Genomic DNA, 17,388 nt, shown 5'->3' on the forward strand with positions numbered 1-17,388 from the left:
TCATCCGCGATCGCGGACAAGGTCCGCTCCTACACCCATGAAAAAGCCCCGCGGTTGCGGGGCTTTTTCATGGGTGCGAGCGCTGTCTAGCCGCAGCCCAGCGGATTCTTCTCTTCGCGCTTGGCCTCGCCCCAGATCGCGTCCAGCTCTTCCAGGCTGCAGTCCTCGGGCTTGCGGCCCTGGTCCCGCAGCGCCGTCTCGATATAGCGGAAGCGGCGCTCGAACTTGGCATTTGCTGCGCGCAGGGCGGTTTCCGGATCGACCTTCAGGTGACGCGCCAGGTTGACCGCCGCGAACAGCAGGTCGCCGACTTCATCCGCCTGGGCTTCGGCATCGCCGTCGGCCATGGCTTCGAGCACCTCGTCCAGCTCTTCGCGCAACTTGTCCACGACCGGCAACGCTTCAGGCCAGTCGAAGCCGACCTGGGCCGCGCGCTTCTGCAGTTTGGCCGCGCGACTCAGCGCCGGCAGCGCGGTGGGCACGTCGTCCAGCAGCGACAGCTGCACCGGCTCGGCGGCCTTGGCGGCGCGCTCTTCGGCCTTGAGCTCTTCCCAGCGCTGCTTGACCGCGGCCTCCTCCAGCTTCGCCGGGTCGGGCTCGCCGTAAAGGTCGCCGTCGGGGAAGACGTGGGGATGGCGGCGGACCAGCTTGGCGGTGATGCCGTGGACCACTTCATCGAAGGCGAAACGCTGCTCCTCGCGGGCCAGCTGGCTGTAATAGACCACCTGGAACAGCAGATCGCCGAGCTCCTCGCGCAGATGGCCGAAGTCGCCGCGCTCGATGGCATCGGCAACTTCGTAGGCCTCTTCGAGGGTGTAGGGGACTATGGTCGCGTAGCTCTGCTTGAGGTCCCACGGGCAACCGTGCTGCGGGTCGCGCAGCCGGGCCATGAGGTGCAGCAGGTCGTCGAGCTTATACATCCTTGCCGCCCGCGCGGTCGCGCCGCGCTTCGATGATGTTCGGCAGCTGCGAGATCCGCGCCAGCAGGCGGCCCAGGGAGTCCAGGCCCGGAATCTCGATGGTCAGGCGCATGACCGCGGTGTTGTCTTCCTTGTCCGAGCGGGTGTTCACCGCCAGCACGTTGATGCGCTCGTTGAGCAGCACCTGGGAGACGTCGCGCAGCAGGCCGGAACGGTCGTAGGCGCGGATGACGATGTCCACCGGGTAGGTCTGTACCGGCACCGGCCCCCAGCTGACCTGGATCATCCGTTCGGGTTCACGGCTACCCAGTTGCAGCACGGTGGCGCAGTCCTGGCGGTGGATGGTGACGCCACGGCCGAGGGTGATGTAGCCGACGATGGGATCGCCCGGCAGCGGCTGGCAGCAGCCGGCCATCTGCGTCAGCAGGTTGCCCACGCCCTGGATCTGGATGTCGCCGCGCTTGCCGTGGCCAATGCGACTCGGCTTGCGCGGGATGAGTTCGAGCTGCTCGTTGCCGCGCTCCGGTTCCACCAGCGCCTGTGCATAACCGACCACATGGGCCAGCCGCAGGTCGCCGGCGCCGAGGGCAGCGAAGAGGTCCTCGCCGGTCTTGTAGTTGGCCTTCTCGGCCAGCTTCTCGAAGTCCACCGGCGGCAGCGCCAGGCGCCCGAGTTCGCGCTCGAGCATGGTTTTGCCGGCGGCGACGTTCTGGTCGCGCGCCTGCAGCTTGAACCAGTGGACGATCTTCGCCCGCGCCCGCGAGGTGGTGACGTAGCCGAGGTTCTGGTTCAGCCAGTCGCGGCTCGGGCCGCTGTGCTTGCCGGTGATGATCTCGACCTGCTCGCCGGTCTGCAGGCTGTAGTTCAGCGGGACGATGCGCCCGTTGATCTTCGCGCCACGGCAGTTGTGCCCGACCTCGGTGTGCACGCGGTAGGCGAAGTCCAGCGGCGTGGAGCCCTTGGGCAGGTCGATGGCGTGGCCGTCGGGGGTGAACACGTAGACGCGGTCAGGCTCGATATCCACGCGCAGCTGTTCGGCCAGGCCGCCGATGTCGCCCAGTTCCTCGTGCCACTCGAGGACCTGACGCAGCCAGGAGATCTTCTCTTCGTAGTGGTTGGAGCCGGATTTGACGTCGGTGCCCTTGTAGCGCCAGTGCGCGCAGACGCCCAGCTCGGCCTCTTCGTGCATCGAGTGGGTGCGGATCTGCACTTCCAGCACCTTGCCCTCGGGGCCGATCACCGCGGTGTGCAGCGAGCGATAGCCGTTTTCCTTGGGGTTGGCGATGTAGTCGTCGAATTCCTTGGGAATGTGCCGCCAGAGGGTGTGCACGATGCCCAGCGCGGTGTAGCAGTCGCGCATCTCCGGGACCAGCACGCGCACGGCGCGGACGTCGTAGATCTGGCTGAAGTCCAGGCCCTTGCGCTGCATCTTCCGCCAGATCGAATAGATGTGCTTGGCGCGGCCGGACAGGTCGGCCTTGATGCCGGTGGCGGCCAGTGCGTCCTTGAGCTGCTGCATCACGGTGGCGATGTACTGCTCGCGGTCCAGCCGGCGCTCGTGCAGCAGCTTGGCGATCTGTTTGTATTGGTCGGGTTCGAGGTAGCGGAAGGAAAGGTCTTCCAGCTCCCACTTGATGTGGCCGATGCCCAGGCGATGGGCAAGCGGTGCATAGATGTCGAAGACCTCACGGGCGACGCGCATGCGCTTCTCTTCGTCGGCGTTCTTCACCGCACGAATGGCACAGGTGCGTTCGGCCAGCTTGATCAGCGCGACGCGTACGTCGTCGACCATGGCCACCAGCATCTTGCGCAGGTTTTCGATCTGCGCCTGGGTGCCGAGCACCAGCGACTGCCGCGGGTTCAAGCTGGTGCTGATCGCCGCCATGCGCAGCACGCCTTCGATCAGCTTGGCCACCACCGAACCGAAGCGCTGCTGCACTTCTTCCAGCTTGATCTTGCCCTCGCGCACGCCACGGTAGATGACCGCGGCGACCAGGGACTCCTGGTCGAGCTTGAGGTCAGCCAGGATCTCGGCGATTTCCAGGCCCGTCTGGAAGCTGGAGGTGCCCTCCGCCCACGCGGTGTCGACCTGGCTGGCCGCCTTGTTCTCGGCCGCCCGGGCGAACTCGCAGGCTTCCAGCAGGACCTTTCGATCCAGCACCGGGACCAGGGTCTGGACGTGGTCCAGCCAAGCCTCGAGGTTGATACTGCCGTCCGTGTTGACCGGCTGGTGCGCTCTCACCTGTACCATCTTCTCTACCCTTCCCCACGGAGCGCCAGGGCGCCCCGCTCTACTGCGCCGGCCTTCTTAGCGCGGGCCGGTCGGATTGCGCGGGCTTTCCTAGCCCGCCTCGAACAGAGCCATCGCCTCCACATGCGCCGTCTGCGGGAACATGTCGAGGATTCCGGCACGCTTCAGGCGATAGCCCTGACGGGCCAGTTCGCCGGCGTCGCGCGCCAGGGTCGCCGGGTTGCAGGATACGTACAGTATCCGCCGGGCGCCCAGGTCGCGCATCCCGCGCACTGCCTCGAACGCGCCATCGCGCGGCGGGTCGAGCAGTACGGCGGGGAATCCTTGTTTGGCGTTCCCGGTGTACCAGGACGCCTCGTTCAGCGGCTTCGCCAGGTCCGCCTGGTGGAACGCGGCATTGTCCAGGCCGTTGGCCCGGGCGTTGGCCGTGGCCCGCGCAACCATGCTGTCGACGCCTTCCACACCCACCACTTCGGCGGCACGCCGCGCCAGCGGCAGGGCGAAATTGCCCAGGCCACAGAACAGGTCTAGCACCCGTTCCGTCGGTGCGGGGGCCAGCCAGTCCAGTGCCTGCTCGACCATTGCCAGGTTGACCGGCTCGTTGACCTGGACGAAATCGCCGGGGCGATAGGCCAGGGTCAGACCCCAGGACTCCAGACGATAGCCAAGCTGCCCGGCACCGTCTGCCGGCGACGGTTCTCCGTCGCCCTGCAGCCAGAGCTGCACATCCCGTGCCGAACAGAACGCCTGCAGGCGTTCGAGGTCGCCGGCCGGCAGTGGTTCGGTATGCCGCAGCAGCAAAGCACTGGCAGTGCCGTGGAAGAGTTCGACGTGGCCGATCGCCTGCGGCTTGGCGAAGCCCTGCAGCAGTTCGGGCAGCTCGCGGGCCAGGACCTGCAACGGAGGCACCAGCACCAGGCAGTCGTCGAAGGCGACGATCGCTTGGCTCGCGGCAGCACGGAAACCTACCTCCAGGCGCTTGGCCTTGAGGTCCCAGCGCACGGCAATGCGGGCGCGGCGGCGGTAGCCGAATTCCGGACCGACCAGCGGCGCCGCCCACTCGTCGGGGACGATATCGCCGAAGCGTTGCAGTTGCTCGGCCAGGGTGCGTTGCTTGAGCGCCAGCTGATCGGCATGCGGCAGGTGCTGCAAGGTACAGCCGCCACACTGGCCAGCGACCGGACAGGGCGCTTGTCGACGCATTTCGGCGGCGTTCAGCACACGCTCGGTGCGTGCGTCGACGACCTGGCTGCGCGCCGCCAGGACGCGCGCTTCCACAGCTTCGCCCGGCAGCGCGCCGGCGACGAACCAGGTGCGCCCTTCAAGATGGGCGATGCCCCGGCCGTCATGGGCCAGGCGTTCAATCTGCAGACGTTGCTTCTTGCCCACCGGCACGCCACTGGAGCGCGCACCGCCGCTGGGCTGGAAACGAAGTCCGCCTCTCTGCTTGGCCATGGTCAGTCGGCGTCGAAGATGCCGGAGGACAGATAACGGTCGCCGCGGTCGCAGATGATCGCCACCATCACGGCGTTTTCCAGCTCGCGCGACAGGCGCAGCATGGCTGCCACCGCACCGCCGGAGGACACGCCGCAGAAGATGCCTTCTTCGCGGGCCAGGCGGCGCATGACGTCTTCGGCCTCGCTCTGGTGCATGTCCACCACGCGGTCCACGCGGGTCGAGTCATAGATCTTCGGCAGGTATTCCTGCGGCCAGCGGCGGATGCCGGGGATGGCCGAGCCTTCCATCGGCTGCAGGCCGACGATCTGTACCTCGGGCTTCTGCTCCTTGAGGTAGCGCGACACGCCCATGATGGTGCCGGTGGTGCCCATGGAGCTGACGAAATGGGTGATCTCGCCGCCGGTCTGGCGCCAGATTTCCGGGCCGGTGCCGCGGTAGTGGGCTTCGGGGTTGTCGCCGTTGGCGAACTGGTCGAGGACCTTGCCCTTGCCTTCGCGCTGCATCTGGTCGGCGAGGTCGCGGGCGCCTTCCATGCCCTGCTCCTTGGTCACCAGGATCAGTTCGGCACCGTAGGCGGTCATGGCGGCCTTGCGCTCGGCGGTGGAGTTGTCCGGCATGATCAGGATCATCCGGTAGCCCTTGATCGCCGCGGCCATGGCCAGGGCGATGCCGGTGTTGCCGGAGGTCGCTTCGATCAGGGTGTCGCCGGGCTGGATGTCACCGCGCAGTTCAGCACGGGTAATCATCGACAGCGCCGGGCGGTCTTTCACGGAGCCGGCGGGGTTGTTGCCCTCAAGCTTCACCAGCAGGGTGTTGGTGGTCTCTCCGGGCAGGCGCTGCAGGCGCACCAGCGGCGTATTGCCGACGCAGTCGGCGATGGTGGGGTACTGCACGGTCATGGAATCGCTCGTCATCCGCAAGGCAGGCTGAATAACGAGCCATGATACCGGTAAACCGGCCGCAGCCATATCACGGAGGCGTTTCCGGACGGCTGAATGGCCTGCACGCGGCCTGTCACGCGCACCACACAGCCAGGCCCTGACGCAGAAAAGCCCTGCAGATCCATCTGTAAGAATTCATCTCGGCGCCGAACGAAAGGCCCGTCAGCGTCAGGCCGCTTACTGCGCCTTGCGCAAGCGCAGGTGCATATGCAGACCGGGATCGCCGCGCTCGGCCCAAAGCTCGCCGCCCTGCAGACGGATAGCGCTGCGCGCGATGCTCAGGCCAAGGCCGAAACCTTCGCCGGAGCGCGCAGCGGACAGGCGGGTGAACGGCCGGAAGATGCGTTCGAGGGCCTCCTCGGGAACGCCCGGCCCCTGGTCGGCCAGGCACAGATGCCAGTGCTCTCCCTCATGCCACCCGAGCAAACGGATGCTGCCCTCTTCAGGCGAATGGCGGATGGCGTTGCGCAGCAAGTTTTCCAGCGCCTGGGCCAGGCCATTGAGATGACCGTGCACGCGGCAGTCTTCCGGCAGCTCGCACTGGAAGCGCGCCGCGTCCCAGCCGGACTCGAAGCAGGCGTCTTCCACCAATAGCTCCCACAACGGCAGCACGGCGATGTCCTCCATCACCAGGCGCGGCCGCTCGGTATCCATCCAGGCCAGGTCGAGGGTGGTTTCCACCAGGCGCTGCATGACTTCGACATCACGCTCCAGCCGCTGACGCAGCGCCTCCTCCGAGAGGTCGCACTCGGCGGCCACGCGCAGCCGGCTGAGCGGCGTGCGCAGTTCGTGGGACAGGTCGCGCAGCAACTGGCGCTGGAACGCCACGTGACCGCTCAGCCGCCGCGCCATGTGATCGAAAGCCCGTCCCAGCTCACCCAACTCGTCGCGGCGCTCGCTGACGCCGCGTCCGGCGCGGCTGTCCAGCTCATCGGCGCAGAGTGCATTCGCCTGCTCGCGCAGACGCGCCAGCGGGTGGATCAGTTGCCGATAGAGCAGCACGCACAGCAGCAGCGCCAGGGCGGCGGGCACCAGGCCGTGAGTCAGCAGGCGGCGCGACAGCGGATAGCCAGCCGGTTGGAAACGCGCCGGCAGTTGCAGCACCAGGCGCCCATCGACCGGGCGATCAGGGAAAGGCACACCTATATAGGGCAACCCTCGACTGCGCGGGCTGACCGGCCAATCCAGGCCGCGCTGGAAGGTCAGGCGACTCGCCTCTTCCAGGCTCAAGGGCTGCGTGCCCAGGCTCTGCAGACGTCCGTCGACCGCCACCATCCAGGTTTCCTCGCTGGCGCGCATGCGCGCCAGCCAGCTATCCACACCCTCGGCACCATCGCTGCGCCAGGCACGCTCCAGTTCGGCGGAATAGCCAACGAGTACCTGCCGTGCCTCCTCGCTGAGGTTATAGGCGTTGCGCTCGACCTGCCGCCCCAGGGTCCAGGACAGCCAGATCAGCGCCAGGCACAGCAGCACCACCGGCACGGCCAGGCGCCAGAACAGGGAGTGCCGCCCGGGCAGGATCGGACGCATCAGCGGCTAGTCCACCGACGCCAGCACGTAGCCCTTGCCCCAGACCGCGCGCAGCTGGTGCCGGTCGTAGCCGAGCGCCAGCAGTTTGCGCCGCAGGTGGCTGACGTGCATGTCCAGGCTGCGGTCGTGGGCGGTGTAGCCACGGTGCAGCACGTGCTGATAGAGGAAGGGCTTGCTCAACGTCTCGTCGACGCTGCCGAGGAACAACTCGAGCAGCCGGTACTCGCTGGCCGTGAGACTGGCGCTGCGCCCCAGCAAACGCACCTCGCATGGCTCCTCGCAGAGTTCCAGCTCGGCGACCGCCAGAGGCTGGCGCTGGCTGCCGCGCTCCAGGGCGACGCGCCGCAGGATGGCGTCGATGCGTACGTTCAGCTCGGCCAGGCTGAAGGGCTTGGGCAGGTAGTCGTCGGCGCCCTGCGAGAACCCGGCAATGCGGTCCTGTTCGGCGCCCAGGGCCGACATCAGGATCACCGGCACGCTCTGCTCGCTGCGCAACCGCCGCAGCGCGTCGAGGCCGCTGCAGCCGGGCAGCATGACGTCCAGCAGGATCAGGTCGAAGGGTTCGAGCAGGGCCTGCTCCAGCCCCTGCTGGCCATCGGCGCACCAATCGACGGCGAATCCACGCTGGCGCAGGTGGCTCTGCAGATGGGCGCCGAGCACCGGATCATCCTCGATGGCGAGAAGGCGCGGCGGTGGGGAGGGATTCGGATTCATGCCAAATAAGACGTATTTGCGAACGCCAAGTATTCACGACAATCCCGGCGCGAGGCAAATCGGCTCACCCGGCGGAGCGCCGTGATCGAGATTCCCACCGATCAACCCGCTACACTGCCCCGATATTCAGCTAGGGAGGACGCGCGTGTTCAAGGATCTCGGCATCAAGGGGCGGGTGCTGATGCTCACCCTGTTGCCCACCAGTCTTCTCACACTGGTGCTCGGCGGCTACTTCACCTGGGTTCAGCTGTCGGACATGCGCGCCCAGCTGATCGAACGCGGCCAACTGATCGCGGAGCAACTCGCGCCGCTCTCTGCCCCGGCACTGGTGCACAACGATGCCGCGCTGCTGCAGCGTATTGCCAACGACGCGCTCGATCAGCCCGATGTGCGCGCCGTGACCTTCCTCACCCCCGACCGCGCGCGCCTGGCCCACGCCGGGCCGAGCATCCTCACCCCGGCGCCGAGTGGCGACGGCAGCCACCTGAGCATGACCAGCAGCCTGGACACCACGCACTTCCTGCTGCCGGTGCTCGGCCGCCATCGCAGCCTTTCCGGCGCGCCGGAAGAAGACGCCGACCGTCTGCTCGGCTGGGTCGAGCTGGAGCTGTCGCACCACGGCACCCTGCTGCGCGGCTATCGCAGCCTGTTCACCAGCCTGCTGCTGGTGCTCACCGGCCTGGTGGTCACCGCCCTCCTCGCCCTGCGCATGAGCCGGGCCATCAGCGCGCCGCTGCGGGAGATCGCCCAGGGCGTCGCGCAGCTCAAGGAAGGTCGCCTGGAAACGCGCCTGCCGGCCCTGGGCAGCCACGAGCTCGACGAACTCGCCGCGGGCATCAACCGCATGGCCGAAGCGCTGCAGAGCGCCCAGGAAGAGATGCAGCACAACATCGACCAGGCCACCGAGGACGTCCGCCAGAACCTGGAAACCATCGAGATCCAGAACATCGAGCTGGACCTGGCGCGCAAGGAGGCCCTGGAGGCCAGCCGCATCAAGTCCGAGTTCCTGGCGAACATGAGCCACGAGATCCGCACCCCGCTCAACGGCATCATCGGCTTCACCAACCTGCTGCAGAAAAGCGAGCTGACCTCGCGCCAGCAGGACTACCTGGGCACCATCCAGAAGTCCGCCGAAAGCCTGCTGGGGATCATTAGCGAGATCCTCGACTTCTCGAAGATCGAGGCCGGCAAGCTGATCCTCGAGCACATCCCGTTCAACCTGCGCGAACTGATCCAGGACACCCTGACCATCCTCGCCCCGGCCGCCCACGAGAAGCAGTTGGAGCTGGTCAGCCTGATCTACCGCGACACCCCGCTGAACCTGATCGGCGATCCGCTGCGCCTGAAGCAGGTGCTGACCAACCTGGTGAGCAACGCGATCAAGTTCACCCACGAAGGCAGCATCGCCGTGCGCGCCATGCTCGAGGACGAGAACGAGGACAGCGTGCAGCTGCGCATCAGCGTGCGCGACACCGGCATCGGCCTGACCAACGCCGACCTGCGCGCCCTCTTCCAGGCTTTCAGCCAGGCCGATAACTCGCTGTCGCGGCAGACCGGCGGCACCGGCCTGGGCCTGGTGATTTCCAAGCGACTGGTCGAGCAGATGGGCGGCGAGATCGGCGTCGACAGCAGTTCCGGCGACGGCTCGGAATTCTGGATCAGCCTGACCCTGCCCAAGGCCCGCAGCGACAGCGACGACCTCCTCCCTGCGCCCCACAGCGGCCACCGCGTGGCGCTCTGCGAACCCCACGAGCTGACCCGCGCGGCCCTGCACCACCAACTGGAGGACTGCGGCCTGGAAGTCTGCGAGTTCGACGACCTGCAGGCGCTGCAAGCGGCCCTCGCACAGCCCGAGGCCAACCAGCGGCCAATCCAGCTGGCGGTGCTCAGTGTCAGCCTGCAGGCCAACCCACCGGAAGCGCTGCGCCAGACCATCCGCGAGTTCGAGCAGCAAGGCTGCAAGAGCCTGCTGCTCTGCCCGACCATCGAACAGTCGCAGTACAACGCCGTGCTGCCGGATGGACAGGTGCAGAGCAAACCGGCCTGCACGCGCAAGCTGCACACGGCGCTGAGCGAACTGCTGCATCTGCGACCGGCACGCAAGGACAAACCCACGCAGCCGAACGAACGCCAGACGCCGCGCCTGCTCTGCGTCGACGACAACCCAGCCAACCTCTTGCTGGTGCAGACCCTGCTCGGCGACCTGGGCGCCCAGGTGGTCGCCGTCGACAGCGGCCTGGCGGCGGTGGAAGCCGTGCAGCGCGAACGCTTCGACATGGTCTTCATGGACGTGCAGATGCCCGGCATGGACGGCCGCCAGGCCACCGAGGCGATCCGCCGCTGGGAGCACCAGCGCGAGGTCGAGCCGGTGCCGATCGTGGCGCTCACCGCGCACGCGCTGGCCAACGAGAAGCGCGCCCTGCTGCAGGGCGGCATGGACGACTACCTGACCAAGCCCATCGACGAGCGCCAGCTGGCCCAGGTGGTGCTCAAGTGGACCGGCATCGCCCTGAACGAGCGCGGCGCATCCGGCGGTGGCGATCAATCGACGGTGAACGGGCTGAGCGTGCTCGACGCCGACGAAGGCCTGCGCCTGGCCGCCGGCAAGGCCGACCTCGCCGCCGACATGCTGGCGATGCTGCTCGCATCGCTCGGCGCCGACCGCCAGGCGATCCGCCTGGCACGCGAGCGCAATGACCGCGTCACCCTGATCGAGCGCGTCCACCGCCTGCACGGCGCCACCCGCTATTGCGGCGTGCCGCAGCTGCGCGCCGCCTGCCAGCGTGCCGAGACCCTGCTCAAGCAGAACGATCCACAGGGCCAGCAGGCGCTGGATGAGCTCGACCAGGCGATCGGCGAACTGGCTCGCGCCACCGAGAGCCACACCGGGCAGCGCCTGCCCCACGACTCCGATTGAGGTCGGCTATGCGCATCATCCTGTTCAGCAGCCAGAACTACGATCGCGACAGCTTCCTCGCCGCCAACCACGAGCGCGGCCTGGAGCTGCACTTCCAGCCCACCCAGCTGCGCGAGGATACGGTCGCCCTGGCCATGGGCTTCGAGGTGGTCTGCCCATTCGTCAACGACGTGCTCGACCGCCCGGTGCTCGAACACCTGGCCTCCGGCGGCACGCGGCTGATCGCCTTGCGCTCGGCCGGCTACAACCACGTGGACCTGGCCGCTGCCCGCAGCCTGGGGCTGACCGTGGTGCGGGTACCGGCGTACTCGCCGCATGCGGTCGCCGAACACGCCGTGGGCCTGGTCCTGGCGCTCTGCCGGCACCTGCACCGCGCCTACAACCGCACCCGCGAGGGCGACTTCTCGCTGCACGGGCTGACTGGTTTCGATCTGCACGGCAAGACCGTCGGGGTGATCGGCAGCGGCCAGATCGGCCAGGTATTCGCCCGGATCATGGGCGGCTTCGGCTGCCGCCTGCTGGCCTACGATCCCTATCCGAACCCGGCCATCGAGGCCATGGGCGGAAAGTTCGTCAAGCTCGAGCAACTGCTTGCCGAAGCGGACATCGTCAGCCTGCACTGCCCGCTCAACGACGCCACGCGACACCTGATCAACGAGCAGAGCCTGCAGGACATGAAGCGCGGCGCGATGCTGATCAACACCGGGCGCGGCGCGCTGGTCGATACGCCGGCGCTGATCGAAGCGCTCAAGAGCGGCCAGCTCGGCTACCTCGGCCTGGACGTCTACGAGGAGGAAGCAGAAATCTTCTTCGCCGACCGCTCCGACCTGCCGCTGCAGGACGACGTGCTGGCGCGCCTGCTGACCTTCCCCAACGTCATCATCACCGCGCACCAGGCGTTCCTCACCCGCGAGGCGCTGGCGGCCATCGCCTCGACCACGCTGGACAACGTCATCGCCTGGAGCAAAGGTAACTGCATCAACCAGGTCGACCCCTGATACCGGGGGTCGCCGAAGTCGCCCCGAATCCCCGCGCCGATCCCGATATCCCGTACCATACGGGCCTCAAGGGAGGACCCATGGCTCAACACGATTTCCGCTACAACCTGCTCAACCCGCAACACACGCTCAACGAGTGCCGGGCACTCGGCCCGGGCCTCTACCAGGTCACCGGCAACGGTGGTTCGATCCAGAACGGCGACTCCCTGCTGGTCACCCTCAAGGGCAGCCGCGACCTCAGCATGACCCTGACCGTCGAGAAGGTCCGCCACCTGATCAACCCGCCCGGCCAATGGACCGCCGTAGCCAAGGGCCCGGTGTTCAACCAGCTGTCGATCCTCAACTGGCAGGTGAAATGCGACGGCTGCGGCAGCATGCTCGACTTCGAATTCGCCGTCGACGACTCGCTCGGCAAGGCCGCCCAGGCCCCCGCCGCCACCGCGCGCATTGCCGAGCTGGGTTGGACGGTGACCGGCGACCGCCACCTCTGCCCCTCTTGCCAGAACAAGGTGCAGCCATGAAGGCATTGCTCGCGCTGGGAATCGGCGGCCTGCTGCTCGCCGGCTGCGCCGCGCATCCGACGCAACCGGAAAGCGACCAGGAATACCGCGTCGAATGGGTCGGTCCGCGCCCGCTGGTCGGCCATAGCCACGTCAGCATGACCTTCGATGGCGAGGGCCGCGCCTTCGGCAACGCCGGTTGCAACCACTGGTTCGCCACCTACCGTATGGAAGGCGACAAGCTGACCTTCGGCCAGCCCGGCAGCACCATGCGCGCGTGCGCGCCGGCGGTGATGGAGCAGGAACAGCGCTTCCTCAAGCTGCTCGGCAGCGTGCAGCGCTGGGACATCACCGAGAAAGGCGAACTGCGCCTGTGGCCGGAAACCGGCCGCGCCATCCGCATGTGGCCGGTGGACTGAGCCGCTTTTCACGGCAATGACGGGAAATGGTAGGAGCGGACCTTGTCCGCGATTCGCGGCCATGGGCCGCTCCTACAGGGAAACATCTACGCGGGCCTTCGCGGATGAGATCCGCTCCTACAGGGCGATGCGCAGAGGTGCAGGGCGTATAACCGCGAACGGTTATACGCCGCACGTCAGCCGCGGTAGTAACGCTGCGGTACGAAAGGCGTACGCGCCACCTTCATCGGCACGCGCTTGCCGCGCACCATCGCGAACACTTCGCTCTCCAGCGCCGCATGCGAGCTGGCCACGTAGCCCATGGCAACCGGCGCGCCCAGGCTGGGACCGAAGCCGCCACTGCTGACCTTGCCGATCACCACGCCATCGGCGTCGACGATCTCTGCACCTTCACGCACCGGCACGCGCTCCTGCGGCAGCAGGCCGACGCGCTTGCCGGCCACGCCTTCACGCTGTTGGGCGAAGATGCGCTCGGCGCCGGGGAAGCCACCGGCGCGCTCGCCATCGGCGCGGCGCGCCTTGGAGATGGCCCAGACCAGGCTGGCCTGGACCGGCGTGGTCTCGGTGTCCATGTCGTGACCATAGAGGCACAGACCGGCTTCCAGGCGCAGCGAGTCGCGGGCGCCAAGGCCGATCGGCTGCACTTCCGGCTCAGCCAGCAGCGCGCGGGCCAGGGCCTCGGCATGATCCGCAGGCACCGAGATCTCGTAGCCGTCTTCGCCGGTGTAGCCCGAGCGGCTGACGTTGCAGGTCACGCCGAGCAGCTCGACGCTGGTCACCTGCATGAACGTCAGCGCCTTCACCGCCGGCGCCAGGCGCCCCAGCACCTCGGCAGCGGCCGGGCCTTGCAGGGCGAGCAGCGCGTGGCTGTCGAACAGCGACTCGATCTCGCAAGCGTCACCCAGGTGCGCACGCAGGTGGGCGAGGTCCTGGTCCTTGCAGGCGGCATTGACCACCAGGAACAGATGGTCGCCGGCGTTGGCCACCATCAGGTCGTCGAGGATGCCGCCCTCTTCGTTGGTGAACATCGCATAGCGCTGCTGGCCGACCGGCAGGTCGAGGATATCCACAGGCACCAGGCGCTCCAGGGCGGCCGCCGCGCCGTCACCACGCAGGCGCAGCTGGCCCATGTGCGAGACGTCGAACAGGCCGGCCTGGGCGCGGGTGTGCAGGTGTTCCTTGAGCACGCCCAGCGGGTATTGCACCGGCATCTCGTAGCCGGCGAAGGGAACCATCTTCGCACCCAGTTCCAGGTGCAGGTCGTACAGGGGCGTCTTGGCGAGGCTCATGGCAACTCCTTGGCGAAAAAAAGGCCGCGTCGGCGCATCCGGCACCCATCGCGGCCACGGCGCCCGCTTGCGCGGGCGCTGGGACTGAAGGTTTACGCGTCCTGGTAGTCTGCGATCGACGGGCAGGAGCAGGCCAGGTTGCGGTCGCCATAGACGTTGTCCACGCGACCTACCGGCGGCCAGTACTTGCCATCGATCAGACTAGCCAGCGGGAATACCGCCTGCTCGCGGCTGTACGGGTGCGACCACTCGCCAACCAGCTCCGCCGCGGTGTGCGGGGCGTTCTTCAGCGGGTTGTCATCGGCGTGCAGCTCGCCGCGCTCCACCGCGCGAATCTCTTCGCGAATGCAGATCATGGCGTCGCAGAAGCGATCCAGCTCTTCCTTCGACTCGCTCTCGGTCGGCTCCACCATCAGGGTGCCGGCCACCGGGAAGGACATGGTCGGGGCGTGGAAGCCGAAGTCGATCAGGCGCTTGGCCACGTCGTCGACGTTGATGCCGCTGGTTTCCTTGAGCGGACGCAGGTCGAGGATGCACTCGTGGGCGACCAGGCCGTTCTCGCCGGTGTAGAGCACCGGGTAGTGCTCTTCCAGGCGACGGGCGATGTAGTTGGCGCCGAGGATCGCCATCTGCGAGGCGCGCTTGAGGCCGGCGCCACCCATCATGCGGATGTACATCCAGGTGATCGGCAGGATGCTGGCGCTGCCGAACGGCGCGGCGCTTACGGCGCCTTCCTTGCGCTCCAGCTGCTCGCCGTGGCCCGGCAGGAAGGGCGCCAAGTGCGCTTTCACGCCGATCGGGCCGACGCCCGGGCCGCCACCGCCGTGCGGGATGCAGAAGGTCTTGTGCAGGTTCAGGTGGGAGACGTCGCCACCGAACTTGCCCGGCGCGCAGAGGCCGACCATGGCGTTCATGTTGGCGCCGTCGATGTACACCTGGCCGCCGTTGTCGTGGACGATGGCGCAGATCTCGCGGACCGCTTCCTCGAACACGCCGTGGGTCGACGGGTAGGTGATCATGATCGCGGCCAGCTGATCGCGGTGCTCCTCGGCCTTGGCCTTGAGGTCGGCCAGGTCGACGTTGCCGCGCGCATCGCAGGCGGTCACAACCACACGCATACCCGCCATCTGTGCGGTAGCCGGGTTGGTGCCGTGGGCGGAGGACGGGATCAGGCAGACATCGCGGTGACCTTCGCCACGGCTGGCGTGGTAGGCACGGATGGCCAGCAGGCCGGCGTACTCACCCTGGGAGCCGGCGTTGGGCTGCAGCGACACGGCGTCGTAGCCGGTAGCGGCGCAGAGCATGGCCTCCAGCTCTTCGGTCAGCAGGCGATAGCCTTCGGCCTGCTCGGCCGGGGCGAACGGGTGCAGGCTGCCGAATTCCGGCCAGGTGACCGGGATCATCTCGCTGGCGGCGTTGAGCTTCATGGTGCAGGAACCCAGCGGGATCATGCTGCGGTCCAGCGCCAGGTCCTTGTCGGCGAGCTTGCGCAGGTAGCGCATCAGCTCGGTTTCCGAGTGGTAACGGTTGAACACTTCGTGACGCAGGATCGCCGAGCGGCGCAGCTGCGCTTCCGGCAGGCGGTCGCCCACGGATTCGGCCAGGGCGGCGAAGTCCGGCAGGGCCTGGCCGGCGGCGGCGAAGACCGCCCACAGCGCCTCGATGGCGGCCTGCTCGCAGGTTTCGTCGATGGAGATGCCGACGCGGGCGGCATCGATGGCGCGCAGGTTGATGCCAGCGGCCTGGGCAGCGGCGTGCAGTTCAGCCGCCGGACGAGCGGTGACCAGGCTCAGGGTGTCGAAGAAGGCTTCCTGCTCGACCTGGTGGCCGAGCTGCTTCAGGCCCTCGGCCAGGATCGCGGTCAGCCGGTGCACGCGCCGGGCGATCTGCTGCAGGCCCTGCGGACCGTGGTAGACGGCGTACATGCTGGCGATGTTGGCGAGCAGCACCTGCGCGGTGCAGATGTTGCTGGTCGCTTTCTCGCGGCGGATGTGTTGCTCGCGGGTCTGCATGGCCAGGCGCAGGGCGCGGTTGCCGAAGCGGTCGATGGAGATGCCGACCAGGCGGCCCGGCATGTCGCGCTTGAAGGCGTCGCGGGTGGCGAAGAAGGCAGCGTGCGGGCCACCGAAGCCCAGCGGCACGCCGAAGCGCTGGGCGCTGCCCAGGACCACGTCGGCGCCGAACTCGCCCGGCGGGGTCAGCAGGGTCAGGGCCAGCAGGTCAGCGGCAACGGCCACCAGGGCGTTGGCGGCGTGGGCGCGCTCGACCAGCGCACGGTAGTCGATCAGGGCGCCGGTGCTGGCGGGGTACTGCAGCAGCACGCCGAAGTAGGCAGAGAAATCTTCCAAGGCGCTTTCGTCACCGACCACCACTTCGATGTCCAGCGGTTCGGCGCGGGTGCGCAGCACCGCGACAGTCTGCGGATGGCAGTGGGCGGAAACGAAGATGGCCTGCGCGGCTTTGTTCTTCGACAGGCGCTTGCAGAAGGTCATGGCCTCGGCCGCGGCGGTCGCTTCGTCGAGCAGCGAGGCGTTGGCGATCTGCATGCCGGTGAGGTCGCTGACCAGGGTCTGGAAGTTCAGCAGGGCTTCCAGGCGGCCCTGGGAGATTTCCGGCTGGTACGGGGTGTAGGCGGTGTACCAGGCCGGGTTTTCCAGCAGGTTGCGCAGGATCGGCGCCGGGGTATGGCAGGGGTAGTAGCCCTGGCCGATGTGGTTGCGGAACGGGCGGTTGCGCGCGGCGATGGCGCGCAGATCGGCCAGTGCCTCGGCTTCGCCCTGGCCGGCGCTGCCGCCGAGCACGCTGGTGCCCTTGATGCTGTCGGGGATGACGCTGTCGGTCAGGGCGTCGACGCTGGCGTAGCCGACCAGCTCAAGCATGGCCTGGGTATCGGCATCGCGCGGGCCGATGTGGCGGCCGATGAACTCGTTGGTAGTGCTCAGTTGGATCTTGCTCATGAGGGCCTCCCGGTTCAGGCGCGAGCGGAAAGGTAGGCTTCGTAGCCGGCCTGGTCCATCAGGGTGTCGAGTACGGCGGCATCGTCCAGGCGGATGCGGAAGAACCAGCCATCGGCCAGCGGCGACTGGTTGACCAGCTCGGGGCTGTCGACCAGGGCCGGGTTGACCTCGGTGACTTCGCCGGCGAGCGGCATGACGATGTTGCTGGCGGCCTTCACCGACTCCAGCACCGCCACTTCGGCGCCCTGCTCATGGCGGCCGAGCTCCGGCAGCTGGACGTAGACCACGTCACCCAGGGCTTCCTGGGCATAGTCGGTGACGCCGACGGTCACTTCGCCGGAAGCTTCGAGGCGCAGCCATTCATGGTCGGGGGTGAAGCGCAGGGTGGTCATGGATCGTCCTCTTGTACGCGACTGAGCCGTCGGGTAGCTCAGCCATTTTTCGGCGAACATAGCAAGAGCAATGCCAATAGATTTTTTTACTTATAAATCAAT

13 protein-coding genes are annotated in these 17,388 nt (G+C 67.5%); 4 read left to right on the forward strand and 9 right to left on the reverse strand.

Features of this window, described 5'->3' with window-relative positions:
- Positions 1-86: 86 nt before the first annotated feature.
- From mazG to ACA097_RS06135, 6 genes are all read right to left on the reverse strand, one after another.
- Entirely contained in the window at positions 87-920 is an 834-nt protein-coding gene (gene mazG / locus ACA097_RS06110) for a nucleoside triphosphate pyrophosphohydrolase (protein WP_043250113.1), read from the reverse strand.
- Positions 913-3,171, reverse strand: coding sequence for a GTP diphosphokinase (gene relA / locus ACA097_RS06115; protein ID WP_043250111.1), 2,259 nt, complete (start codon positions 3,169-3,171; stop codon positions 913-915). The genes mazG and relA overlap by 8 nt, the downstream gene beginning before the upstream one ends.
- A gap of 90 nt (positions 3,172-3,261) precedes the next feature.
- Positions 3,262-4,626 (reverse strand): 23S rRNA (uracil(1939)-C(5))-methyltransferase RlmD, encoded by a 1,365-nt coding sequence (gene rlmD, locus ACA097_RS06120; protein WP_371369131.1) that lies wholly within the window; start codon positions 4,624-4,626, stop codon positions 3,262-3,264.
- Between the two features lie 2 nt (positions 4,627-4,628).
- A complete protein-coding gene (gene cysM, locus ACA097_RS06125) occupies positions 4,629-5,528 on the reverse strand; it encodes a cysteine synthase CysM (protein WP_043250106.1) in 900 nt (299 codons plus the stop codon).
- Positions 5,529-5,747: 219 nt separating this feature from the next.
- Positions 5,748-7,100 carry a histidine kinase sensor domain-containing protein gene (locus ACA097_RS06130; protein WP_371369133.1) on the reverse strand — a complete coding sequence of 451 codons (1,353 nt, stop codon included), beginning with the start codon at positions 7,098-7,100 and terminating at the stop codon, positions 5,748-5,750.
- Positions 7,101-7,106: 6 nt separating this feature from the next.
- Positions 7,107-7,814: a response regulator transcription factor gene (locus ACA097_RS06135; protein ID WP_043250102.1), complete on the reverse strand. Its 708-nt coding sequence runs from the start codon at positions 7,812-7,814 to the stop codon at positions 7,107-7,109.
- Between the two features lie 145 nt (positions 7,815-7,959).
- Here ACA097_RS06135 and ACA097_RS06140 point away from each other — a divergent pair, with 145 nt between their 5' ends.
- From ACA097_RS06140 to ACA097_RS06155, 4 genes are all read left to right on the forward strand, one after another.
- Entirely contained in the window at positions 7,960-10,731 is a 2,772-nt protein-coding gene (locus ACA097_RS06140; protein WP_371369136.1) for a response regulator, read from the forward strand.
- Positions 10,732-10,739: 8 nt separating this feature from the next.
- On the forward strand, positions 10,740-11,729 hold the full coding sequence (locus ACA097_RS06145; protein ID WP_371369138.1) for a 2-hydroxyacid dehydrogenase: 990 nt from the start codon (positions 10,740-10,742) through the stop codon (positions 11,727-11,729).
- A gap of 80 nt (positions 11,730-11,809) precedes the next feature.
- The gene (locus tag ACA097_RS06150) at positions 11,810-12,250 is read left to right on the forward strand and encodes a hypothetical protein (protein ID WP_043250098.1); all 441 of its coding nucleotides are present in this window, start codon (positions 11,810-11,812) and stop codon (positions 12,248-12,250) included.
- Positions 12,247-12,648, forward strand: coding sequence for an META domain-containing protein (locus ACA097_RS06155; RefSeq protein WP_160286081.1), 402 nt, complete (start codon positions 12,247-12,249; stop codon positions 12,646-12,648). Before ACA097_RS06150 ends, ACA097_RS06155 begins: the two co-directional genes overlap by 4 nt.
- 176 nt (positions 12,649-12,824) lie before the next feature.
- Here the strand turns inward: ACA097_RS06155 and gcvT are convergent, their stop codons facing one another.
- The 3 genes from gcvT to gcvH form a co-directional block, all read right to left on the reverse strand.
- Positions 12,825-13,937, reverse strand: a complete 1,113-nt coding sequence (gene gcvT, locus ACA097_RS06160; RefSeq protein ID WP_371369141.1) for a glycine cleavage system aminomethyltransferase GcvT — start codon at positions 13,935-13,937, stop codon at positions 12,825-12,827.
- A gap of 92 nt (positions 13,938-14,029) precedes the next feature.
- Entirely contained in the window at positions 14,030-16,894 is a 2,865-nt protein-coding gene (gcvP, locus tag ACA097_RS06165) for an aminomethyl-transferring glycine dehydrogenase (RefSeq protein WP_371369143.1), read from the reverse strand.
- 14 nt (positions 16,895-16,908) lie between these two features.
- On the reverse strand, positions 16,909-17,286 hold the full coding sequence (gene gcvH, locus ACA097_RS06170; protein ID WP_043250090.1) for a glycine cleavage system protein GcvH: 378 nt from the start codon (positions 17,284-17,286) through the stop codon (positions 16,909-16,911).
- Between the last annotated feature and the right edge of the window lie 102 nt (positions 17,287-17,388).

The organism is Pseudomonas sp. QL9 (assembly GCF_041409665.1).
GTDB classification, from domain to species: Bacteria; Pseudomonadota; Gammaproteobacteria; order Pseudomonadales; family Pseudomonadaceae; genus Pseudomonas; species Pseudomonas knackmussii.

Excerpts from the sequence above, each read along its gene's own strand:
- rlmD (WP_371369131.1), bottom strand. The coding sequence starts at position 4,626 with ATGGCCAAGCAGAGAGGCGGACTTCGTTTCCAGCCCAGCGGCGGTGCG.
- mazG (WP_043250113.1), bottom strand. The coding sequence starts at position 920 with ATGTATAAGCTCGACGACCTGCTGCACCTCATGGCCCGGCTGCGCGAC.
- gcvH (WP_043250090.1), bottom strand. The coding sequence starts at position 17,286 with ATGACCACCCTGCGCTTCACCCCCGACCATGAATGGCTGCGCCTCGAA.
- ACA097_RS06155 (WP_160286081.1), top strand. The coding sequence starts at position 12,247 with ATGAAGGCATTGCTCGCGCTGGGAATCGGCGGCCTGCTGCTCGCCGGC.
- ACA097_RS06130 (WP_371369133.1), bottom strand. The coding sequence starts at position 7,100 with ATGCGTCCGATCCTGCCCGGGCGGCACTCCCTGTTCTGGCGCCTGGCC.
- gcvT (WP_371369141.1), bottom strand. The coding sequence starts at position 13,937 with ATGAGCCTCGCCAAGACGCCCCTGTACGACCTGCACCTGGAACTGGGT.
- ACA097_RS06145 (WP_371369138.1), top strand. The coding sequence starts at position 10,740 with ATGCGCATCATCCTGTTCAGCAGCCAGAACTACGATCGCGACAGCTTC.
- gcvP (WP_371369143.1), bottom strand. The coding sequence starts at position 16,894 with ATGAGCAAGATCCAACTGAGCACTACCAACGAGTTCATCGGCCGCCAC.
- ACA097_RS06135 (WP_043250102.1), bottom strand. The coding sequence starts at position 7,814 with ATGAATCCGAATCCCTCCCCACCGCCGCGCCTTCTCGCCATCGAGGAT.
- cysM (WP_043250106.1), bottom strand. The coding sequence starts at position 5,528 with ATGACCGTGCAGTACCCCACCATCGCCGACTGCGTCGGCAATACGCCG.
- ACA097_RS06150 (WP_043250098.1), top strand. The coding sequence starts at position 11,810 with ATGGCTCAACACGATTTCCGCTACAACCTGCTCAACCCGCAACACACG.
- relA (WP_043250111.1), bottom strand. The coding sequence starts at position 3,171 with ATGGTACAGGTGAGAGCGCACCAGCCGGTCAACACGGACGGCAGTATC.